Below are 21,416 nucleotides of genomic sequence, written 5' to 3'. Positions count from 1 at the left end.
CGGTTCCTGCGGGCGAGGGATCAGCACTGCAGGTTCCCCGGATGCCGGCAACCCGCCCACCGGTGCGACCGCGACCACACCCTCGACTACGCCCTGGGCGGCGAAACCAGCACCTGCAACCTCGCCTGCCTCTGCAAGCGTCACCACACACTGAAGGGCGAAACCGCCTGGTCGGTCCGCCAGCTCGGCGGCGGCGTTCTGGAGTGGACCTCACCCGGCGGACACGTCTACATCGACAAGCCGCCTCCAGCGATCCACTTCGTCCCCAACACGGATCCACCCCCGTTCTGAAGCACGCCGCTGCGCCCTCCGGTCACTGAGCCTGTCGAAGTGACCCGCCCCACCCTGCCCTCGGTCACTGAGCCTGTCGAAGTGACACGCAGCACGACGAGCGACTCAGCCGCCGAGGCCCTTCCATGCGGTTGTGCCGTCGGCCTCGACCTGACGCTTCCAGACCGGCAAGTCGGACTTGATGGCCTCGATCACCGTGCGGCTGACCTCGTAGGCCTCCGCCCGGTGGGGCGAGGCGACGGCAATGATGACGGCGGCGTCGCCCACACCGAGCCTCCCGATGCGGTGGCTGACGGCGACGATCGCCTCGGACGATCCGATCGCCTCGGACGCGATCCGGTGCAGGGTCATCTCGGCGTCGGGGTGAGCGGTGTACTCCAGCGCGACGACGGCACCCGAGGCATCCGGATCGTGATCGCGAACGCGGCCGACAAAGGTCGTCACCGCACCGGCCGACGCATCCTCGACGGCCGTGAGATGGGTATCGAGCTCAATCGGTTCGGTGCTGATGCGCGCGAGGCGCACACCGTCCGCACTGTGCGTGTCGGTCACGTGTGATCCCCTCCGGCAAGTTGGTCGATGACATGGCGCGCGACCGACAGGATGACGGGGATGCCCGAGCCGACGGCCGCGGTGGAGCCGGGCAGATTCACCACAAGCGCCCCGCCACCGTCAGCGTCGACGACCCCGGCCAACCCGCGCGACAGCATGCCGCCGGGTTTCTCGGATGCGCCGATGCGACGAAGTTCCTCCGCGATGCCGGGGATCTCCCGCGTGATGACGCGAGCGGTTCCCTCCGGCGTTACGTCGCGCGGGCTGACACCCGTGCCCCCGGTGGTGACGATCAGCCGCGCGCCCTCGGCGAGTGCAGCGCGCAACGCCGACTCGACGCTGTCGGCGCCATCCGGCACGATGACGGGATCGGCACAGTCGAAACCGCCCACCCGCAGACCCGCGACGGCCGCGGGGCCGCTCCGGTCCTCGCGCAAGCCCGCAGCCGAACGGTCTGAGACCGTGATCACGACGGCACGATACGGGTTGGCGTTCACCCGCCCAGCCTATTCGGCGTTCGCGGGGGCGGCGCCGGCCGTCGCCTGCTCGGCGGCCGCCACGATCCGGGCCGCCATCCCGGCGAAGATGAACCCGTGGAACGGCAGCACCGCGATCCAGTACAAGCGGCCCGAGAGCCCGCGGGGGAAGAACACCGCACGCTGCTCGTAGCGCGATCCCGCACCCTCGGGGACGGCCTTCATCTCGAGCCACGCAAGGCCGGGCACCTTCATCTCGGCGCGCAGGCGCAGGACGGATGGCTCATCCCGGCCCCCGCGCTCGAGAGACTCGACGCGCCAGAAGTCCAGGGCATCGCCGACGGCGAGGCGGTCGGGGTTGCGGCGACCACGCCGGAGTCCCACTCCGCCGACGAAGCGGTCCATCCATCCGCGCACCGCCCAAGCGAGCGGCCACGAGTACCAACCGCGCGTGCCTCCGATGCCCTCGATGACGCGCCAGAGCGACTCGACCGAGGCCGACGTCTGGGCGACGCGCGCGTCGGTGAACACCGTGCGCCCCGACCAGTCCGGGTCGGCGGGCAAGGGATCGCTCGGTGCGTTGTGGACCGCCGCATCCAGCCAACTGGTCTCGATGACACCCTCGCGTTCACGACCGAGAGCCAGGGCGACCGCGCGACGATACGGCGTGAGCCCACCCTCGGGCTGCGGGATCAGGTCGTCCACGTCGTGATTCGCCATGACGCAGTCATTCTGCAGCGACTCGACGAGGGGACGTGCGAGCGCTGCCGGGATGGGGGTGACAACGCCGACCCAGTGCGAAGCTAGGCGAGGCGTCAGCACCGGCAGAGGTGCGATGGGACGCTGCGGTAGGCCCGCCTCGACCGCGTAGCCGTTCATCATCTGCCCGTATCGCAGGACGTTAGGTCCGCCGATGTCGACGGTCCGCGAAACCTCGGGATCGACCCGAGCGGCACCCAGCAGATAGTGCAGGACGTCCCGCACGGCGATGGGCTGAATGTGATTGCGCACCCATTTCGGCGCCGGCATGTACGGCAGCACCTCGGTCAGGTGGCGCACCATCTCGAACGACGCGGAGCCCGATCCGATGACGACGCCGGCCTGCAGCACGAGCGTCGGCACGCCGCTGTCGAGCAGCGCCTCGCCGACCTCCACCCGCGAACGCAGGTGGCGCGAGAGCTCGACGTCCTGGGGATGCAGGCCTCCGAGATAAACGATGCGTCGCACGCCCGCCTCGGCCGATGACGACGCCACAGCACGCGCGGCGGCGAGGTCGACGTCGGCGAAATTCTTGCCAGCCGCCATCGAATGGACGAGGTAGTAGAGCACGTCGACGTCCTCGACGGCCCGAGTCACGGCCTCGGGGTCCGCGGCGTCACCCACGACGACTTCGACGTCGGAGCCCCACTCGTACGCGGCGACGCGGGATGCCTGGCGCGCCAGAACGCGGACGCGATAGCCCGCCGAGATCAGGCGCGGCACGAGGCGCGCCCCGATGTACCCCGTCGAGCCGATCACGAGAGCGCGCGGCGCCTCGCCATCCGGGCGCGGTGACGCCTGCAGTGCATCTTCACGGCCGGTGGGTGTTGCGAGGTCGCTCACCTCTTTACTTTATGCAACGTCCCGGTGCTCGAGGCGGATGATGACGGACTTGGATGTCGGAGTGCCCGAGACATCCGCCGTCGAATCCAGGGGCACGAGCACGTTTGTCTCCGGATAGTACGCCGCCGCGTTGGCGCGCGGGGTGCTGTACGCGACGATGCGGAACTCCTCGGCCCGGCGCTCCTCGAGCGTCCCGTCCGGCCGACGCCACTCCGAAACGAGGTCGACGATCTCGTCTTCAGCGAAGCCGAGCGCGGCGATGTCGTCGGCGTTGACCATGACCACGCGGCGCCCGCCGTGGATGCCGCGGTACCGGTCGTCCTTGCCGTAGATCGTGGTGTTGTACTGATCGTGCGAGCGGAGCGTCTGCAGCAGCAGTCGCCCTTCGGGGATGATCGGGTACTCGAGGTCGTTGACCGTGAACATGGCCTTGCCGGTCTCGGTCGCGAACGACAGCTCATCACGGGGACCGTTGGGCAGGTAGAACGTACGGCCCTTGGCGATGCGACGGTCGTATTCCTCGAACCCGGGGATCACGTGCTCGATGTGCAGCCGGATCTGCGAGTAGTCGCGCTCGAGAGCGGCCCAGTCGGCGCGCGGGTAGTTCGCGGGGGTTCCGGCCTCGGGCGGGTCGGTCTTCGGTTCGCGCTCCTCCTGCGGCGAGCGCTCCGGATAGCCGCGATCATGGTTCCCGTTGTGCACCGGCGGCTGGCCGGATGGGTCCGCCAACGGATCCGGGGGAAACAGCAGACCCGAAAGTCGCGTGAGAATCGCCACCTCGCTCAGCATGTCCTCGGCGGGGGGCACGAGCCGCCCTCGCGAGCCGTGGACGGCACCCATCGAATCCTCGACCGTGACGCGCTGCTCGACTCCGCCGCGGACGTCGCGGTCCGTGCGTCCGAGCGTCGGCAGAATGATCGCCCGGCGCCCCGTCACGAGGTGCGAGCGGTTGAGCTTGGTCGAGACCTGCACGGTCAGCTCGGTGCGGCGGAGAGCCGCCTCGGTGACTGCGGTGTCGGGCGTCGCGCTGACGAAGTTGCCGCCCATGCCCATGAACACGCGAACCTTGCCGTCGCGCATGGCCCGGATCGCCTCGACCGTGTCGTAGCCGTGCTCGCGGGGGGCACTGAAGCCGAACTCGGCGTCGAGGGCGTCGAGGAACGCTGTGGACGGCTTCTCGTAGATGCCCATCGTGCGGTCGCCCTGGACGTTCGAGTGGCCGCGCACGGGGCAGACCCCGGCGCCGGGGCGCCCGATGTTGCCTTGCAGCAGCAGAACGTTGACGACATCTCGCAGCGTCGCGACCGAGTGCTTGTGCTGGGTCAGGCCCATCGCCCAGCAGACGATCGTCGCCTTCGACAGGCGAACGCTCTCGCCCACTTCGCGGAGTTCCTTTTCGGAGACGCCGGTCGCCGTGACCAGCTCGCTCCACGGCACCTGGCGGATGAAGGCGTCGAACTCGGCGAAGCCGCTCGTGTGCGCCGCGATGAACGCTCGGTCGATGACGCCCTCGGCCTCATCGGATGCGTCGTCCGCCTCGATGAGGTGCTTGGCGATGGCCTGGAACAGCGCCTGGTCGCCGCCCAGGCGGATCTGCACGAACTGATCGGCGAGCTTCGTCCCGCCGAGAACCATGCCCTTCGGCGTCTGCGGATTCTCGAAACGCATCAGCCCGGCCTCGGGCAACGGGTTGACGGCGATGATCTTCGCGCCGCGCTCCTTGGCCTTCTCGAGCGCGCTCAGCATGCGCGGGTGGTTGGTGCCCGGGTTCTGCCCGGCCACGATCAGCAGGTCCGCCTCGTGCATGTCGGTGATCGACACCGTGCCCTTGCCGATTCCGAGCGTCTGCGTGAGCGCCGAGCCACTCGACTCGTGGCACATGTTCGAGCAGTCCGGCAGGTTGTTCGTACCCAGCCCGCGCACGAGCAACTGGTAGAGGAACGCCGCCTCGTTCGACGTGCGCCCCGAGGTGTAGAAAACGGCCTGGTCGGGATCGTCCAGGCTCGAGAGCTCATCGGCGATGGTGCGGAGCGCGTCGTCCCACGAGATCGGTCGGTAGTGCGTGGCGCCGTCGTCGAGGATCATCGGATGCGTCAGCCGCCCCTGCTGCCCGAGCCAGTAGTCGTCGTGCCCGTACAGGTCGGCGATCGAGTGCTCGGCGAAGAAGGCCGGCGGAACACGGCGGATCGTCGCCTCTTCGGCGACGGCCTTCGCTCCGTTCTCGCAGAACTCCGCAATGTGCCGCTTGTCCTCTTCGGGCCACGCGCATCCGGGACAGTCGAAACCGTCCTTCTGGTTGACCTTCAGAAGCGTCTGCGCCGTACGCGCGACACCCATCTGATCGACCGAGATCTGGAGGGCGTGCAGCACCGCCGGGATGCCGACCGCGACCTTCTTGGGGCGGGTGACATGCACGCGGGACTCGTCGATATCTGATGCGGGGGGCTTCGTCGCCATAGCGCCATCGTACGCCGACTCAGGGCGGTGTACCTCTGTCGATAGGTATTAGCGTCGGGAACTAACGCCGACCGGTTCCAAAGATCCCCCGGATGACTCCGCCCAGGATGGTCTGCGTCGCCTTCGATCCGAGCACCTGCTCGATGGTCGACTTCTGCGATCGCGAGGTCGAGGATCGCGAAGGAGTCGTCCGCATGCTCTTCAGCAGTCGCTCCTCCTCCGCACGCGCCTTCTTCGTTGCCGCGGCATCCGCTCGCTCGATCGCGGCCCGCTGCTTGGCGAGTTCGGCGTCGATCTTCGCCTGGGCTTCGGCGGCGTCTTCTGCCATCTGTGCGGCGTGCGCCGCGTTCATCCGGGTCGCCAGGATTTCGCGAGCGGACTCGCGGTCGATCGCATCCCGGTATCGGGGCAGGAGCGCCGATGCCGCGATGGTCGACTCGATCACGGCTCCAGGGGCGGGCGACATCAACCCCAGTGGCGCGCGCAACCGCGTCCAGGCGACCGGCGACGGGGCACCCTTCTCGTTCATGACGGTCACGATCGCCTCGCCGGTGCCGAGCTCTTGCAGCACGCGCTCGAGGTCGTAGCCCGAGGTGGGATACGTGCCGACCGTGGCGCGCAGCGCCTTGGCATCGTCCGGAGTGAAGGCACGCAGCGCGTGCTGCACCCGCGAGCCGAGCTGCGCGAGCACGTCGCTCGGCACGTCCTTCGGGGTCTGGGTGACGAAGAACACCCCCACCCCCTTCGACCGGATGAGGCGCACCGTCTGGGTGATCGCGGCCAAGAAGTCCTTCGACGCGTCACGGAAGAGCAAGTGAGCCTCGTCGAAGAAGAAGACGAGCTTGGGCTTGTCGAGATCGCCCACCTCGGGCAGCAGCTCGAACAGCTCCGCGAGCAGATACATCAGGAACGTCGAGAAGAGCGCGGGGCGCTCGATCACGCCCGGAACCTCGAGCAGGCTGATCACCCCGCGCCCGTCGGGCGCCGTTCGCAGGAAGTCCGTCACATCGAACTCGGGCTCACCGAAGAAGACGTCGGCCCCGCCATCCGCGAACGTGATCAGCTCGCGCAGGATGACACCGGCCGTGGCCTTGGACAGACCGCCCAGCCCCTCGAGCTCGACCTTGCCCTCGTCGCTCGTCAGATAGCTGAGCACCGAGCGCAGGTCGGCCAGGTCGACCAGGGCCAGGCCGTTCCGGTCGGCGTAGTGGAACACCAGGCCGAGGCTCGACTCCTGCGTCTGGTTGAGGCCGAGCACCTTCGACAGGAGGAGGGGGCCGAATCCCGAGACCGTTGCCCGCACGGGCACGCCCGAACCGACGCCGCCCAGTGCGAAGAACTCGGCGACGGATGCCTCGGGCCGCCATTCCTGGCCGATCGCCGCCGTGCGAGCCAAGAGCTTCTCGCTCGACTCGCCCGCCACGGCGACCCCGCTCAGGTCGCCCTTGATGTCCGCCGCGAAGACCGGCACACCATGCGCGGCCAGCTGCTCGGCGAGGCCCTGCAGCGTGCGTGTCTTGCCCGTGCCCGTCGCCCCGGCTACGAGGCCATGCCGGTTTGTCATCGCGAGGGGGATGCGCACCTGCGCGCCCGGTACCGCCTCACCGTTGACGAGTGCGCCGAGATCGAGCGCAGCCTCGGCGAAGGAGTATCCCCGCGTGATGGTTTCGACCTGTTCGGCGCTCAGCGGCCCGGCGCTCGCAGCGGGCGCAGCGGGCGCGGCGGTCGTCGCGGGCACCGCAGTCGATCCCGTCCCCGTCGTCGTCACGCCCAGCCGAGCGGCCGTTGCCTCGGCGTTAGCGAGCGCCGCCCGTGCCTGTGCCGCCGCAAGCTGCGCCTCTGCCAACTCGGCCTCGGCGCGGAGTCTCGCGAGTTCGACGGGGGAAACGTCCGGCGAGGGCTCACTCATGGGGTGAGCTTACCGACGCGCTCCCGTCCGGTGAGAGGGATGACTCGCGCGAATACGGCCGCCAGGATGAGCGCGGCACCCGCACCGGCGAGCGCTCCACCGAGCGTGTCGCTCAGCCAGTGCGCGCCCAGGTAGGTGCGCGAGAAGGCCATCAGCAGGACCCACGCAACTCCCGTGAGGATGACCCACAGGCGCGGGAAGATCACGGCAAACGCCACGGCGATCGTCGCCGCGTTCGCGACATGCCCCGAGGGGAACGATCCGAAGTCCGAGAACACGATGATCTCTTCGGGACGCGCGCGCCCGAACAAGCGTTTCAGGATTTGCACGACGAGCGCCGACGCCGCCGACGCCGCAAGGAAATACGCGGCCGCCCACCATCGCCTGCGGAGCGCGAACAGGCCGACAACCACGAGCGGGACGACCAGGATGCCGAACCAGCCGCCGCCCAGCCAGTTCATCGCGAACGACACCCACAGAAGGAAAGGGGTGCGACCGTCGGCCAGCCAACTCGCCCACAGGGCGTCGACCGTGAACGGGGCGTTGCCCCGGCCGACCGCGATCCACGCGCCGAGTCCGGCCGCCAGGGCGAGAAGCACGACACCCGTGATGAGCAGGGTTGTCGTGGTGCGTCTGGACGGTGCGGATGACGACGGTGCAGTTGGCGACGGGGCGGATGACGGCATCCGTCGATTCTGTCAGGGAGTGAGCGATTGCACCGAGCGTGGGCGCACGACCAGCCACAACCCGAGTACGCCGATCACCGAGCATCCGACCATCACGACGGCCATCGTGGTCGCCGTGATACCCGTGTCTCCGGCAATCCAGCCCACAAGCGGCGACACAAAACCGGCGACTCCGAAGTTGACGGCCCCGAGGATGGATGCCGCGGTACCGGCGGCCTTGCCGTGCCGGTCGAGAGCCAGGACCTGCACACACGGGAACGTGAATCCGCACGCCGTCATGAAGACGAAGAGGGGCACGAGGATGCCCCAGAGGCCCAGGCCGATCTGATCGGCGAGGATGATCGCGACGCCGGCGACGACCAGCGTCGACGTGGACCATGCCAGCACCCACTGCGGTCCATACCGGGCGGCGAGGCGCGAGGCGATCTGCACGCCGGCCACGAGTCCCAGCGAGTTCGCGGCGAAAAGGAGCCCGTACTGCTGCGCATCGAACCCGAACGACTGCTGGAAGAGGAAGGACGATGCGGAGAGGTACGAGAACAGGCCGCTGAACGTCATGCCTCCGATGATCAGCACGCCGAGGAACACGCGGTCGGTCAGGACGCTGCGATACCGCTGGCCCACGGTGGTGGACCCCAACTCGTGGCGCCGCGCGCGCGGCAGCGTCTCGGGCACCAGCGCAATCGCCGCCACGAGCATGACCGCACCGTAGATCGCGAGCACGACGAAGAGGCCGCGCCACGACATCACCAGCAGGAGCGCCGAGCCGATGAGGGGCGCGATAACGGGTGCCGCACCGCTGACGAGCGCAAGGCGCGAGAGCATGACGACAAGACGTCGACCGCCGAAGAGGTCGCGGACGATCGCCATCGCGACGACGCCGCCCGCCGCGGCACCCGCACCCATCACGACACGTGAGACGCCGAGCAGCATCAGCGTCGGGGCGATCGCGGCCGCCGCGCTCGCGAGCACGTGCAGCGCCGTCACGCCGATCAGGGGCAGGCGTCGCCCGACCTTGTCGCTGAGCGGGCCGACGAGGAGTTGACCGACGCCGAACCCGATCATCGTGCCCGTGAGGGTCAGCTGGATCGCGGCGGCGGTCGTGTCGAAGTCGGCCTCGAGCACCGGGAATGCGGGCAGATAGAGGTCGATCGTGAACGGACCGAGGGCCGTCAACGCCCCCAACAGGATGACGTAGACGATGCGACGGCCGGTCGAGATGCGATCGCCGGGGTGCAGCATGATCGGCGCTGTCGCGGGGTTCGGCCCGAGGGTACGGATGGCGCCGGTGGCGGAGTGATCGGGCACGAAGAAACCTCGGAAGAGACGGAGCGGTCGCGGAACCCGAAGAACGACGTCGCGGCATCGAATCGATTCGGTGACCCTATCCTACAGCTGCAGCGACGACGCCCAGCCCGCTCACGGATGCGGGCGAATACACTTGCAGCACACCCGCGCGCGAGCGCGACTCCCGACGCAACCCGAGCCGAGAGCCCCCGCATGTCCCCGAAGAGCACGAGCGGTAACCCCGCGAACAAGGCCCAGGCCGACCTCACGATCAAGCAGCAGCGTGAGAAGCGGCGGCAAGAGAAGCTCGCCGAGTATCAGCGCCAGGTCGCCAAGCGGCGCCGACGCGGTCTCATGTGGTGGATCGTCGGCGGGGTCGCCGCTCTCACGATTGCCGGCGTGGTCGTCGCATCCATCGTCTTCGCACCCGAGCCCGCACCCACCTTCGAGGCCGGGGGAACGGGCGCTCAGATCGAGGGTGTCGAGACGTTCACGAACGAAACCACGCACGTCGAAGGCGTCGTCGATTACGAGCAGTCCCCGCCCGCCGGCGGCCCGCACAACCAGGTCTGGCTCAACTGCGGCATCTACACCGAGCCGCAGCAGAACGAGTACGCGGTGCACTCCCTCGAGCACGGCGCCGTGTGGGTCACCTACGACCCCGCGCTCGTCCAGGGCGATGAGCTCGCGGCGCTCGAAAGCCAGCTGCCCTCGAGCTACGTCATCCTCTCGCCCTACGAGGGTCTCGACAGCCCGATCGTTCTGAGCGCCTGGAACGCGCAGCTGAAGCTCGACTCGGCCGGCGACGAGCGGGTCAGCGAGTTCTTCGAGGAGTACTGGCGCAACCAGAACGCTCCCGAGCCGAACGCGGCGTGCACGGGCGCGATCGACGGCCCCGGTAAGCAGTAGCGGATGACGGCGGAGCGGACGGGTCCCCCGCGCTGGCTGCTCATCACCCTGGCGGCCGTCGCCGTCGCCGCGCTCGCGTTCGCGATCGGCCGCTTCTCGACGTTCGGCGTGGCGGCCGAGGCATCCGCTCCCACGACCGACTCCGCAGAGGCTGGATTCGCGCGTGACATGCAGGTGCACCACGCTCAGGCGGTCGACATGGCCATGACGCTCTACCGCGAGACCGACGATGCCGACCTGCGGGCGCTCGCGTACGACATCGCCACGGCGCAGTCGGCGCAAGCGGGCGAGATGTACTCGTGGCTGGTCTCGTGGGGTCTGCCTCAGCGCGGCGGAACGCTGATGGCATGGATGGCCGACGATCCCGGCCACTTGGACCACGGTTCGTCCGCCGCGCCCGCGACCGAGGCCGAGCTGCTGCGCGATATGGGCATGGCGACCGAGGAAGAACTCGACGCGTTCGAGGCCGCTTCGGGCGTCGACGCGGACTGCCAATTCTTGACGCTCATGACGCGACACCACGAGGGTGCCATCGACATGGTCGATGCGGTCCTGCGCCTCGGATCCGAGCCTCGGGTGCTTCAAGTCGCCCAGTCGATGAAGGACGTGCAGCAGTTCGAGCTCGACTCGATGGCTGCCGCCGCGCTCCGCCTGGGATGCTCCTAAACCTGAGACCGACGAGCGCTTGACGAAAAAGTTCTACTCACTCGAAGAAGAGGCATCCGATCCCGTGCGCGCGGGGATCGGCACGGAGGGTGAGTTCGGGAGACAGCACCTCTTGCACGACGACCTCCACCGTGTAGTGCACCTCGGCCGACAGCAGATGGCCGGCATAGGCGGCACCACCCGCGCTCTTGACGCCCGCCGCGACGTGGAGATGCACCCGTGCCGAACCGTCCTTCTGGGCGATCGAACCCGAGCCGATGCCCTCGAGATAGGCAACCTCGACCGACGTAGGCAGCGGCAGTTCCGGGTCCACGGTGTCGTCCCGACCCGCGATGAGTGTCACCGAACGGAACGCGCCGAAGAAGAGGTCGACGGTGCCCGCGCGGACTCCCGTTCGCGCACACCACTCGTCGAGGGCAGCGATGACCTCCTCGCCGGGCTCGAGAACCAGAATCCAGCGCCGCCCGAGCACGAGCTCCGTCTCGCGCACGTCAGCTGTCCAAACCGGCGAGTAGAAGAGCGTCGACCTCCGCGGCCCACACCGCGAGGTCAAGCTTCCCAGCGCCATGAATATGCAGTTCAGCGGTCGCCCACATAGATCACCCTCAGTCGTTTCCGGAGTTCAACCGACGCTCGGGAAGGCTCGTGAGCTGGCGGCGAATGTAGGTCTGCTGCACGGCACGGATGATGCCGATCAGCACGATGCCCACGGCGCAGAGCCCGGCGATCAGCATCACGGCGTCCTCGCGCGGCCAGACGAGCTGGAAGAAGTCGATCGCGATCGGCACATTGAGGATGATCGCGAGCCCGCCGACCATCGCGACCAGGATGGCGGCCTTGATCCAGGTCAGCGGCAGAGAGATCAGCGCCAGCACCCAGATACCCAGCACGGCGACGATGATTGTCGACCCGGTACGCAACTCTTCGATGGCGACACCCCACAGATGCCCGGCTATGCGTGAGAACACCGTGAGAGCGAGGCCGACGACGAGCCCCGCGGGGATGGCGAAACTCAACGAACGCCTGAGGAATCCGGGGATGTAGCGCTGCGTGTTCGGCAGCAGCGCCAGGAAGAAGGCGGGGATGCCGATCGTCAGGCCATCCGTGATCGAGAGCTGCCGTGGCAGGAACGGGATCTCCATGATCATGATGCCGAACAGGATCGCGATCGTGGTGGCGTAGGCGGTTTTCGTCAGGAACACCATCGAAACGCGTTCCATGTTCGCGATCACCCGCCGGCCCTCGGCCACCACCGCCGGCAGATGGGAGAACTTCCCGTCGAGCAGCACGAGCCGCGCGACAGCCTTCGTGGCGGCGGACCCGGAGTTCATCGCGATGCCGATGTCGGCCTGTTTGATCGCCAGCGCGTCGTTCACGCCGTCACCGGTCATCGCCACAACACGGCCTCGGGACTGCAGCGCGACGACGATGCCCTTCTTCTGCTCGGGCGAGACCCGGCCGAATACCGTGTGCTGGCTCAGCACGTCCGCGAGCGCATCGCTGTCCTCCGGCAGCTCACGCGCATCGAACCCGTGCGGCACGTCAAGTCCCAGGTCGCGCGCGATCGCGGCGACCGTCTGCGGGCTGTCCCCGGAGATGATCTTGACGTCGACGCCCTGCTCGGCGAAGTACTGCAGGGTCTGCGCGGCGTCCTCTCGCACGTGCTCTTGCAGGGTGAGGGCGGCGATCGGTTCGAGGTGCGCCGGCAAGGTCTCCGCCTTCACGTTCCCGTCGTCGAGCGGCACGGGGCAGTAAGCGAGCAGGATCGTCCGGCGACCGGTCGAGGCGAGTTCGTTCGTCGCGTCGGCGAGGGATGCCTCGTCGTTCTCGGCACACGGTCCGCTCCACGGCACCGCACGTGTCGCCGCGTCGGGGAACACGAGGCTCGGTGCGCCGAGCACCCACGTGCCCCGGGCATCCGTTCCCGCGAACGAAACCGCACTCCACTTGCGCTTGGACGAGAACGGGATTTCGCGCTCCGCGACCAAGGCTGCGCCCGCGGGGAATCCTTCGGCGAGGCTCCGGGCGGTCGCGTTCGCATCGGGCGCGCGGCCGAACCAGCCGAGGGCGTCCCGCCAGCCCGTCGCGCGATCATCGAACGGGTACACCGCATCGAAGGCGATGTCGCCGTAGGTGAGCGTTCCGGTCTTGTCGAGACAGATGATGTCGACGCGGGCGAGGCCCTCCACCGCGGGGAGTTCTTGCACCAGAACCTTCTCGGCCGCGAGGCGCGCCGCTCCGACCGCGAACGCAATGCTGGTCAGCAGTACGAGCCCCAGCGGGATCATGGCAGTGATGACGGCGATCGAATCCACCGCCGCCTGGCGCCAGGACCCATCCGCGAAGGCTTCGTCCCACCCGCCCTGAACCTGCACCTGGGCGTTGGTGACGAGCAGTGCAATCGGCCCGATGCCCCACGCGACCCAGGCGAGCACCCTGTTGACGCCGCGCCGCAACTCCGATTGGACGAGCGAGAATCGCTTGGCCTCACCCGCGAATCTGTTCGCGTACGAGTCCGCGCCCACCTGCGTCGCCCGGGCATCGGCGCGCCCCGAGACCACGATCGAGGCGCTGAAGAGCTGCCCGCCCGGATGCTTGTCGATCGGGTCCGATTCACCGGTCAGCATCGACTCGTCGACCTGCAGTCCGTGCTCGCTCAGCACTTCTGCGTCCGCGGGCACCTGATCGCCGGCCCGCAGGACGAGGATGTCGTCCTGCACGACATCGGCGGGCGCTATCTCGGCCTCGACCCCGTCGCGCCGCACCCGCGCACGCGGGGCATTGAGCAGGGCGAGACGGTCGAGGGCGATCTTGGCTCGAATCTCCTGGTAGCAACCGATCAGGGCATTGAAGATCGCCGCGAGCCCGAACAGCGCATCCTGCCACCGGCCGAGTGCGAGCAACGCCGCGAAGCACGCGAACACGATCGCGTTGAAGAGGGTGAAGACGTTCGCGCGGATGATGCTCCACCAGGTGCGACTGGTGTCTGCATCGAATGCGTTCGTGCGCCCAGAGGCGACCCGCTCCGCGACATCCGCGGCGCTCAAGCCGGCTGCCGTCCGCCCCGCGCGATCGACTGCAGAAACGGTGGCCGGCGCATCCGGAGCATCCATGGCACTCACCATATCGGCGGCATCCTCGAGTGCCCGGGTATGACGACGGGACGGGCGGCCCCCCGTTGCGCCGCCCGTCCCGTCCGCACAATCAGCCCTTCGTCGAGCCCGCCAGCAGGCCGCGCACGAAGAACCTCTGCAGCGCGAGGAACACGATCAGCGGCACGACGATCGCGATGAAGGCGCCCGCAGTGAGCAGGTACCAGTCCTGACCGCGGTTACCGGTGAGCTCGGCCAGCAGCTTCGTGATCGGCGCGACATTGCCGTCCGCGAAGATCAGGGCCACGAGCAGGTCGTTCCACACCCACAGGAACTGGAAGATCGCGATGGATGCGAGAGCGGGCACCGTCAACGGCAGAACGATCCGGAAATAGATCTGTCCGTGCCCGGCCCCGTCCACGCGTGCCGCCTCGATCACGTCGCCCGGGATCTCAGACGTGAAGTTGTGCAGCAGATAGATCGCCAGGGGAAGGGCGAAGATCGTGTGCGCGATCCATACCTGCGAATACCCGGACGCCCCGATCGCCTGGATCACCGGGACTCCGAAGATCGACCCCTGGGAGAAGAGCTGCAGAAGCGGGATCAGCGCCATCTGGATCGGCACGATCTGCAGCGCGAAGACGAACAGGAAGAGCAGGTTTCTGCCCTTGAAGTTCATCCACGCGAACGCGTACGCGGCGAGAGACGCGATCACGATCGGGATGACCGTCGCCGGCAGGGTGATCGCGATCGAGTTCACGAACGCGCCCGCCATGTTCAGCTGACTGTTGCCCGACTGCAGCGCCGTGCCGTAGTTGTCGAGGGTGAAGCCCCAGTTCTCGAAGATCGTCCACCACCCGGTGGTCTGGATCAACTCCCGGGGACGGAACGAGGTGATGAACAACCCGAAGGTCGGGATCGTCCACAGGATCGCGATGACGAGCGCGGCCACGGTCGCCCAGCGCGACGTCAAACGCTTCTTGGTGCGGCCGAGCATCTCTCGCTCGACCTTGCGCTCACCGCGCGAGAGCTCTTCGCGAGCCTCCTTGTCCAGCGGCAATTCGACCGGTTGTACCGCGCTCATCAGCGCACCTCCCTCTGCTTGGAGAGCTGTCTTGCGTTGTAGATGATGATCGGCATCACCAGGAGGAACAGCACCACGGCGAAGGCGGCGGATCGGCCCGTCTCGAAGCTGCGGAACTGCGTGTACATCTCATTTGCGATGACGGAGGTGCCGTTGGCCCCCGCCGTCATCGTGCGGACGATGTCGAAGACCTTCAGCGACGCGATGGAGATCGTCGTCAGGACGACGATCAGCGAGGGGCGGATCGCCGGCACGATGACGTTGATGAAGCTCTGCCATCCATTCGTGCCGTCCAACTGCGCGGCCTCGAGCTGCTCGGCGGGAACGCCCTTGATGGCGGCGGAGAGCACGACCATCGCGAAACCCGTCTGCACCCAGATCAGCACGACGATGAGGAACAGGGTGTTCCACGGCTCGGCGGCGAGGAAGTTGATCGGCTGCCCACCGAACCACACGATGATCTGGTTGAGGAATCCGATCTGATTCTGATCGTCGGGGCGCGCCGTGTACATGAAGCGCCAGATGATCGATGCACCGACGAACGAGATGGCCATCGGCAGGAACACGAGGATCTTGTAGTACTTCTCGCCGCGGGTCTTGTCGATGAAGTAGGCGTAGGCGAGACCCGCGATCGTCGAGACGATCGGGGCGACAAGCACCCAGACGATCGTGTTCAGGACGGTGCGGATACCGTTTTCGGTCGAGAAGATCCACGCGAAATTGTCGAGACCGACGAACGCCGTGCCGCGCGAGTTCATGAATGCCTGCACGATCGTCTGGATCGACGGGACCACGAGTCCGACGATGAGCAGGATGAGCGCGGGGCTCAGGAACCCGACGAGCTGGAACAGGTATCCCGCGCCGGACTTCGCGCGCATGTCGAGCCAGAAGAAGAGCAGTCCGAGCACACCCGCGGCGAGGATCGCCCAGGTGTAGGACTGCAGCACCCACAGCACGATGAGCGGGATCAGGATGCACGCCGCGAGGCGAATGATGGTGTACTTGCGGCCCTTCCGAGGGGCTATTTCGATGAAGAAGAGCAGGAGACCGATCACCACGACGAACGCGCCGATGATGATGGGAATCTCCAGCCAGGGTGAGAGGGTGCTCAACCACTGCAGGAAAGCGGCCACGGGAATCCTTTCGAGTGCTTCGTTGAACTCGGGGCGGGGCGCGAACGCTCAGCCTGCCCTCAGAGTACGGAGGTGGGGCCGCCCCTGAATAGGGGCGGCCCCGGATTCCTTCCGGTCAGCTGGACGGCCAGCCGGCTTCGATCTGTTCGAGCACGGTCTGTGTCGGAGTTCCGCCGACCCAGTCCCGCATTCCCGCGAAGAACGTTCCCACACCGACAGCACCGGGCATCAGGTCCGAAGCGTCGAAGCGGAACGTCGTCTCGGGGTCCTGCAGCAGCTCGATCGCGGCGACCAGGATCTCGCTCGACGCGTTCTCCGGGTCGAGTCCGTTGTTCGCCGAGATCACGCCACCGAGCGCGACGCGGCTGTTGGCCCATTCGGGGCTGGACAGGTACGCCTGTACCTGCTGCACGGCCTCGCGGTCGCTGAATGCGCCGACGATCTCGCCGCCACCGGTCACGACCGAACCCTCGGCACCCTCCTCGAAGGGAGGCGTCAGGAACGCCCAGATGTCGCCGTCTTCGGCCACTGTGCCGCCGGCGTCCACGATGAACCCGTCGTAGAACGAAGCCTGGTGGTGGAGCAGGCAGTCACCCGCGACAAGCGCCGTGGCCGGGTCGCCGAACGGTGTCGTGCCGATCGACTGGACGTCGCCGTAGCCGGCGTTGACATAGTCCGGGTTGAGGATGATCTTGCCGACCTCGTCGAACGCCGACGCGATCTGCGGGTCGGTGAACGAGATCTCGTTCGTGACCCACTGGTCGTAGACGTCCGTGCCCGACTGACGGAGCACGACGTCCTCGATCCAGTCGGTGCCCGGCCATCCGGTGGCCGCGTCCGAACCGAACCCGACGCACCAGGGCGCGGCGCCGGTCGTCGACTGGATCTCTGCCGTCAGGTCGAGAAGTCCCTGCCACGTGGTGGGGACCTCCCAGCCGTTCTCGGCGAAGGTCGCGGGCGAGTACCAGACCCAACCCTTCACGCTGGCCATGAGGGGCGCCCCGTAAAGGGTGCCGTCCACGGTGCCGTACGCGGCCCAGTCCTCGGACCAGTACTCCGCGACGTTCTCCTGGACGCTCTCGGGCGCGGGCACGAGGTATCCGCGGTCCGCCATGTCTGCCAGGAGCCCGGGCTGCGGGAAGATCGCGAGGTCGGGCGGGTTACCACCCTGGGCACGAACCGCGATCTGCGCCTCGAACTCCTGAGAGGCTTCGTACTCGATGTCGATGCCGTTCTCTTCTTCCCACTCCGCCCACGATTCGTTGAGCAGATCGGCCTCGGTGTTGCTGATGGTGCCGTAGACCGTGACGACGTTGTCGTCGCCGCCGTCGCCACCGCCGTTCGATTCCCCGGGTCCGCCCGTGCAGCCGGCGAGCGTGAGGCCGCCGATCGCGAGCATGGATCCCAGGACGAGGATCCTGCCCCGTCGCATTGTCTTCATCTGGTCCTCCTCATCGAGTGCGCGCGTAGTCGCGCCGAAGAATCGTCCGGTCCATACGGGCCTTGGAACCGATTCCATCACCACCGTAGATGACTCCAGACCGGCCCACAATCGACACAAAGTCACGACTCGATAACCCTCAAGAATTGAGCAATTTGCGCCGTGATATGGTCACCCTGAGGGTCTCGATCTCCCTGCTCGCCGTCGCATGCCGTATGGAAACGATTCCTTCACCGAGGCTATCCGCGCCTCCGCGGGCTACATCAAGGGAGATGCGATGAGCGGTATCGCCGATGTGGCGAGCCGGGCCGGCGTGTCGAAGGCCACGGCCAGCCGGGCGCTCACCGGCCATGGTTATGTCGCACCGGAGACTCGCGAGCGGGTTCAGCAGGCAGCGCGCGACCTGGGATATGTCGCGTCGAGCAGCGCCGCGAGCCTGGTCACGGGGCGGACTCACACGATCGCCCTCGTCGTACCCCGGGTCGGGCGCTGGTACTTCGGCGAGATCATCGAGGGAATAGAGCGCTCGCTCATGCGGCTGGGTTACGACCTCACGCTTTACGTGGCCGAGCCTGACTCGCGCGACCGGGATCGCCTGTATCGGCATTTCCTGGCCCGCAAGCGATTCGATGGGGTGATCGCCGTTGCACTCGAGCCCGACGATTCCGATCTCGAGAGCCTGGTCGGATTTGCCAAACCCACCGTCTGCATCGGCAACACGTTGGCGGGGATCGTCACCCTCGGCATCGACAATGTCGCCATCGGTCGCATGATCACGCAGCACCTGCTGGCGCTCGGCCACACGAGGGTCGCCTTCATCGGCGCGACGCCGGAGGGCGACCCGCCTGCCCGCGATGTCGACGACCGACAAGAGGGCTACGTCCAGGCCATGCGTGAGGCGGGGCTCCCGGTGACGGTGCACCCCTCAGCCCTCACCATCACCGCGGGCTATTCCGCCGCGACGTCCGCCCTCGCTGATGCCGACGCCCGCCCGACGGCAATTGTGGGGGCGTGTGACGAGGTCGCGATCGGGGCGATCATCGCCGCTCAGCGCCTGGGGATCGCCGTCCCCTCGCAGTTGAGCGCAATCGGCGTCGATGGGCACGACTATGCGGAGATGTTCGCCCTCACCACGGTCGAGCAGGACCCCTGTCGTCAGGGCGAAGATGCGGTCGCGATGCTCATGTCGATGATGGACGGCACCCAACCCCCCGAGCGCACGACCGCTCCCGCCCGTATGGTGATGCGCGCGTCGACGACGGCTCCGTCAAGCACCTGACGTACCCGGGCACGCAGAAAGCCCCGGATGCGGACATCCGAGGCTTTCTGACAGGAGACGATTTCGGGGCGTTGAACGCCCGTCGATCGTTCCGAATTACTTGAGGGTGACGGTCGCGCCGGCCTCTTCGAGCGAAGCCTTCGCCTTCTCGGCGGCTTCCTTGGTCGCGCCCTCGAGCACAGCCTTCGGGGCACCGTCGACGACAGCCTTCGCCTCGCCGAGACCCAGGCTGGTCAGCTCGCGAACGACCTTGATGACCTGGATCTTCTTCTCGCCAGCGGCCTCGAGGACGACGTCGAAGGAATCCTTCTCTTCGACCTCTTCAGCAGCGGCACCCGCGCCACCGGCGGCGGGGCCGGCCACGGCGACGGGAGCAGCGGCGGTGACCTCGAAGGTCTCCTCGAACTTCTTCACGAACTCGCTGAGCTCGATGAGCGTGAGCTCCTTGAACGCGTCGAGCAGCTCCTCGGTGGTGAGCTTTGCCATGATGTTTCTCCTTGTGTTGGTTTTACGTGCTTGCCGCGCCTGACCCGAGGGTCAGGCTGCGGATTCCTGCTTCTCACGCAGCGCGTCGACCGTGCGAACGGCCTTCGACAGCGGTGCGTTGAACAGATAGGCGGCTCCGAACAGCGAGGCCTTCATCGCGCCGGCGAGCTTCGCCAGCAGGACTTCACGGCTTTCGAGGTTGGCGAGCTTGCCGACCTCTTCCGCAGTCAGGGGGTTACCGTCGAAGTAACCGCCCTTGACGACCAGAAGAGGGTGTGCCTTGGCGAAGTCGCGCAGGCCCTTCGCAACGGCGACGGGGTCGCCGTGCACGAACGCGATGGCGGACGGGCCCTGAAGCTCGTCATCCAGCGAGGAGATCCCGGCCTTGTTGGCCGCGATCTTGGTCAGCGTGTTCTTCACCACGGCGTAGCTGGCGTGCTCACGGATGTTGTTGCGAAGCTCCTTGAGCTCGGCAACCGTGAGCCCGCGGTATTCGGTCAGCAGTACGGCGGTCGAGCTCTCGAAGTTCTTCGTGAGTTCGGCAACCGATGCGTCCTTCTGCGCCATGGCCACTCCTTGTGTGTACGAGGGGCCCCGCGATGGCGGGACACCGGCCACAGAAACCGGTTCCGCACATGAAAAAAGCTCCGGCGCAAGCGCACGGAGCTGGACGACCCTCTCGGGCCGTGTCGTTCGTGTCACCTGCGCGGGCCCCTGCATGTGCAGAGCTTCGATTGCCATGCGCTTGCGCGCACGCCAATGACCAGCGGTCTGTGGTTACCCCCAGGGTACGCCATCCCCGCATCCGCGCCAAATCTTGCGAGTCCGCCGGTTGCCAACGAGGCAGCCCGTTATTGCCCGTACGCAAGGGGACGTCTCGGCAACAACAGGCGGTCTCGCCGATCCGGCAGCGCGACCCCGAAGCTCGCGAGCCGCGCAGCCAGTGCCTCCGGTGACGCCGCGTGCGCGCTGCCGCCACGTAGGACACGTTTGCCTGTGGTCCCACGAACCCAATCCTCGCGCTGCTTCTCCGCGAGAAGTACCTGTTCGAGGGTGCGTCCAGACCTCATCGCTTCGTCCGTGTACTTGGTCTCACCGTCGCACTCGTAGAAGGCACCGGCCTCATCGAGCTCGATATCCATCCAGAACCATCCGTCCTTCGGCGCCCGCACCGGAACCTGCAGCCGAGGGGCGCGAAATCCGAGGCGGCGTAACTGCAGCTTGGTGATGCTTTCTAGAGGCAGCTGCGAGCGACCGTCGATCACCTCGATCAGCATGCGCGCGTGTCGGATGCCGCGCACACCTCGTGCGGCATCGATGCGCGCCGCCATCTCTGCCAACCATGCTTCGGCGGCAGTCGCGTCGTACTCACGGGGATCGCCACCGATGCGACCGAGTTGCGCGTCGGCGCACGAGAGGGCCACTTCCGCACTCGCCAGGCGAATCAGGTCGTATACGGTCCGCTCCGGAGACGTACAGAGGATGCCGCCGACGTCGACAACGTCTGCATCGTCGACGCTCCCCTGATGCCGGACAGTGCTGTCTGCCGTTCGACGAGCGACCTTCGCGTACAGCGTGTGAACTCGATCGACGATCACACGATGCAACGGAAGCCCGTGCACCGCGGCAGCCGACGTGAACGCGAACACCGGGCGAATACGTGCGCCATCGTTCACCGCGACGACGTGAGCGAGGTGTCGCGACTCGGGCCAGAGTTCGCGCCACTCCATGTCCGCGACGTACCACCCTCTTCGCAAGCGATGAAGATGCCCGGATGCGACCTCGCGTTCGATGCCACGGTCGGACCATCCGTCGACCATCAGTTGCTCCCGGGTGAGAAGCAGGCGGCGAACGGCAGGGATATCGAGGGTGCGCATCGCCATAGGATCGCGCCGTGGTATCCCAGCCACGCCCATCCGCCCTCGATTTGCGCTGTGGGGCTCCCCCGCGCACGCTGTGGAGGAACAGGATGCCCCATCGAGACCGCCGGGTATTCACGAGCCCGCCCCTTATTCGCCGGCAAGAACGGGCGGAGTCGACACGAACCGGCGGACTCGCCGGACTTC

Annotated in this window: 19 protein-coding genes; 4 read left to right on the top strand and 15 right to left on the bottom strand. The window is 67.2% G+C overall.

Features of this window, described 5'->3' with window-relative positions; all coding sequences use genetic code 11:
• Nucleotides 1-291, top strand: a 291-nt coding sequence (locus tag MIC448_RS00095) for an HNH endonuclease signature motif containing protein (protein ID WP_207875920.1), incomplete at its 5' end; no start/stop codon positions are given.
• 105 nt (nt 292-396) lie between these two features.
• Here MIC448_RS00095 and MIC448_RS00090 read toward each other — a convergent pair.
• The 7 genes from MIC448_RS00090 to MIC448_RS00060 form a co-directional block, all read right to left on the bottom strand.
• Nucleotides 397-843 carry a molybdenum cofactor biosynthesis protein MoaE gene (locus MIC448_RS00090; RefSeq protein ID WP_207875918.1) on the bottom strand — a complete coding sequence of 149 codons (447 nt, stop codon included), beginning with the start codon at nt 841-843 and terminating at the stop codon, nt 397-399.
• Nucleotides 840-1,340: a molybdenum cofactor biosynthesis protein B gene (locus MIC448_RS00085; RefSeq protein ID WP_207875916.1), complete on the bottom strand. Its 501-nt coding sequence runs from the start codon at nt 1,338-1,340 to the stop codon at nt 840-842. Before MIC448_RS00085 ends, MIC448_RS00090 begins: the two co-directional genes overlap by 4 nt.
• 9 nt (nt 1,341-1,349) lie before the next feature.
• Nucleotides 1,350-2,921: an SDR family oxidoreductase gene (locus MIC448_RS00080; RefSeq protein WP_207875913.1), complete on the bottom strand. Its 1,572-nt coding sequence runs from the start codon at nt 2,919-2,921 to the stop codon at nt 1,350-1,352.
• Between the two features lie 9 nt (nt 2,922-2,930).
• The gene (locus MIC448_RS00075; RefSeq protein ID WP_207875910.1) at nt 2,931-5,378 is read right to left on the bottom strand and encodes an FdhF/YdeP family oxidoreductase; all 2,448 of its coding nucleotides are present in this window, start codon (nt 5,376-5,378) and stop codon (nt 2,931-2,933) included.
• Nucleotides 5,379-5,439: 61 nt separating this feature from the next.
• Nucleotides 5,440-7,287 (bottom strand): helicase HerA-like domain-containing protein, encoded by a 1,848-nt coding sequence (locus MIC448_RS00070; RefSeq protein ID WP_207875908.1) that lies wholly within the window; start codon nt 7,285-7,287, stop codon nt 5,440-5,442.
• Nucleotides 7,284-7,973 carry a phosphatase PAP2 family protein gene (locus MIC448_RS00065; protein WP_100813340.1) on the bottom strand — a complete coding sequence of 230 codons (690 nt, stop codon included), beginning with the start codon at nt 7,971-7,973 and terminating at the stop codon, nt 7,284-7,286. The genes MIC448_RS00070 and MIC448_RS00065 overlap by 4 nt, the downstream gene beginning before the upstream one ends.
• Nucleotides 7,974-7,985: 12 nt before the next feature.
• On the bottom strand, nt 7,986-9,215 hold the full coding sequence (locus MIC448_RS00060; RefSeq protein ID WP_100813388.1) for a multidrug effflux MFS transporter: 1,230 nt from the start codon (nt 9,213-9,215) through the stop codon (nt 7,986-7,988).
• A gap of 258 nt (nt 9,216-9,473) precedes the next feature.
• Between MIC448_RS00060 and MIC448_RS00055 the strand changes: the two genes are divergently transcribed.
• Complete coding sequence (locus MIC448_RS00055; RefSeq protein WP_100813339.1) at nt 9,474-10,169, top strand: DUF3105 domain-containing protein; 696 nt, start codon at nt 9,474-9,476, stop codon at nt 10,167-10,169.
• A 3-nt stretch (nt 10,170-10,172) separates the two neighbouring features.
• On the top strand, nt 10,173-10,835 hold the full coding sequence (locus MIC448_RS00050; RefSeq protein WP_100813338.1) for a DUF305 domain-containing protein: 663 nt from the start codon (nt 10,173-10,175) through the stop codon (nt 10,833-10,835).
• A 37-nt stretch (nt 10,836-10,872) separates the two neighbouring features.
• On the opposite strand, the gene MIC448_RS00045 is transcribed toward MIC448_RS00050, so the two are convergent.
• The 5 genes from MIC448_RS00045 to MIC448_RS00025 form a co-directional block, all read right to left on the bottom strand.
• Complete coding sequence (locus MIC448_RS00045) at nt 10,873-11,325, bottom strand: PPC domain-containing DNA-binding protein (RefSeq protein ID WP_207875906.1); 453 nt, start codon at nt 11,323-11,325, stop codon at nt 10,873-10,875.
• Nucleotides 11,326-11,440: 115 nt separating this feature from the next.
• A complete protein-coding gene (locus MIC448_RS00040; RefSeq protein WP_207875904.1) occupies nt 11,441-13,948 on the bottom strand; it encodes an HAD-IC family P-type ATPase in 2,508 nt (835 codons plus the stop codon).
• Nucleotides 13,949-14,039: 91 nt separating this feature from the next.
• A complete protein-coding gene (locus tag MIC448_RS00035) occupies nt 14,040-15,011 on the bottom strand; it encodes a carbohydrate ABC transporter permease (RefSeq protein ID WP_100813336.1) in 972 nt (323 codons plus the stop codon).
• Nucleotides 15,011-16,144 (bottom strand): carbohydrate ABC transporter permease, encoded by a 1,134-nt coding sequence (locus tag MIC448_RS00030; RefSeq protein WP_100813335.1) that lies wholly within the window; start codon nt 16,142-16,144, stop codon nt 15,011-15,013. The genes MIC448_RS00035 and MIC448_RS00030 overlap by 1 nt, the downstream gene beginning before the upstream one ends.
• A 115-nt stretch (nt 16,145-16,259) precedes the next feature.
• Nucleotides 16,260-17,585, bottom strand: a complete 1,326-nt coding sequence (locus MIC448_RS00025; protein ID WP_370651753.1) for an ABC transporter substrate-binding protein — start codon at nt 17,583-17,585, stop codon at nt 16,260-16,262.
• A 277-nt stretch (nt 17,586-17,862) separates the two neighbouring features.
• On the opposite strand from MIC448_RS00025, the gene MIC448_RS00020 reads away from it, so the two are divergent.
• Nucleotides 17,863-18,864 carry a LacI family DNA-binding transcriptional regulator gene (locus tag MIC448_RS00020; RefSeq protein ID WP_207875901.1) on the top strand — a complete coding sequence of 334 codons (1,002 nt, stop codon included), beginning with the start codon at nt 17,863-17,865 and terminating at the stop codon, nt 18,862-18,864.
• 96 nt (nt 18,865-18,960) lie between these two features.
• Here the strand turns inward: MIC448_RS00020 and rplL are convergent, their stop codons facing one another.
• The 3 genes from rplL to MIC448_RS00005 form a co-directional block, all read right to left on the bottom strand.
• On the bottom strand, nt 18,961-19,350 hold the full coding sequence (rplL, locus tag MIC448_RS00015) for a 50S ribosomal protein L7/L12 (RefSeq protein ID WP_100811881.1): 390 nt from the start codon (nt 19,348-19,350) through the stop codon (nt 18,961-18,963).
• Nucleotides 19,351-19,401: 51 nt separating this feature from the next.
• The gene (gene rplJ, locus MIC448_RS00010) at nt 19,402-19,917 is read right to left on the bottom strand and encodes a 50S ribosomal protein L10 (protein ID WP_100813334.1); all 516 of its coding nucleotides are present in this window, start codon (nt 19,915-19,917) and stop codon (nt 19,402-19,404) included.
• 284 nt (nt 19,918-20,201) lie between these two features.
• The gene (locus tag MIC448_RS00005; protein ID WP_243419801.1) at nt 20,202-21,227 is read right to left on the bottom strand and encodes a hypothetical protein; all 1,026 of its coding nucleotides are present in this window, start codon (nt 21,225-21,227) and stop codon (nt 20,202-20,204) included.
• Nucleotides 21,228-21,416: the final 189 nt, after the last annotated feature.

The organism is Microbacterium sp. C448 (assembly GCF_000582705.2).
Taxonomy (GTDB): domain Bacteria; phylum Actinomycetota; class Actinomycetes; order Actinomycetales; family Microbacteriaceae; genus Microbacterium; species Microbacterium lacus_A.
Note: the sequence above shows the minus strand (reverse complement) of the source record. Positions and strands in the feature narration are given on the sequence as shown.

Excerpts from the sequence above, each read along its gene's own strand:
- MIC448_RS00075 (WP_207875910.1), bottom strand. The coding sequence starts at position 5,378 with ATGGCGACGAAGCCCCCCGCATCAGATATCGACGAGTCCCGCGTGCAT.
- MIC448_RS00070 (WP_207875908.1), bottom strand. The coding sequence starts at position 7,287 with ATGAGTGAGCCCTCGCCGGACGTTTCCCCCGTCGAACTCGCGAGACTC.
- MIC448_RS00065 (WP_100813340.1), bottom strand. The coding sequence starts at position 7,973 with ATGCCGTCATCCGCCCCGTCGCCAACTGCACCGTCGTCATCCGCACCG.
- MIC448_RS00060 (WP_100813388.1), bottom strand. The coding sequence starts at position 9,215 with ATGCTGCACCCCGGCGATCGCATCTCGACCGGCCGTCGCATCGTCTAC.
- MIC448_RS00055 (WP_100813339.1), top strand. The coding sequence starts at position 9,474 with ATGTCCCCGAAGAGCACGAGCGGTAACCCCGCGAACAAGGCCCAGGCC.
- MIC448_RS00050 (WP_100813338.1), top strand. The coding sequence starts at position 10,173 with ATGACGGCGGAGCGGACGGGTCCCCCGCGCTGGCTGCTCATCACCCTG.
- MIC448_RS00040 (WP_207875904.1), bottom strand. The coding sequence starts at position 13,948 with ATGGATGCTCCGGATGCGCCGGCCACCGTTTCTGCAGTCGATCGCGCG.
- MIC448_RS00035 (WP_100813336.1), bottom strand. The coding sequence starts at position 15,011 with ATGAGCGCGGTACAACCGGTCGAATTGCCGCTGGACAAGGAGGCTCGC.
- MIC448_RS00025 (WP_370651753.1), bottom strand. The coding sequence starts at position 17,585 with ATGAAGACAATGCGACGGGGCAGGATCCTCGTCCTGGGATCCATGCTC.
- MIC448_RS00020 (WP_207875901.1), top strand. The coding sequence starts at position 17,863 with ATGAGCGGTATCGCCGATGTGGCGAGCCGGGCCGGCGTGTCGAAGGCC.
- rplL (WP_100811881.1), bottom strand. The coding sequence starts at position 19,350 with ATGGCAAAGCTCACCACCGAGGAGCTGCTCGACGCGTTCAAGGAGCTC.
- rplJ (WP_100813334.1), bottom strand. The coding sequence starts at position 19,917 with ATGGCGCAGAAGGACGCATCGGTTGCCGAACTCACGAAGAACTTCGAG.
- MIC448_RS00005 (WP_243419801.1), bottom strand. The coding sequence starts at position 21,227 with ATGCGCACCCTCGATATCCCTGCCGTTCGCCGCCTGCTTCTCACCCGG.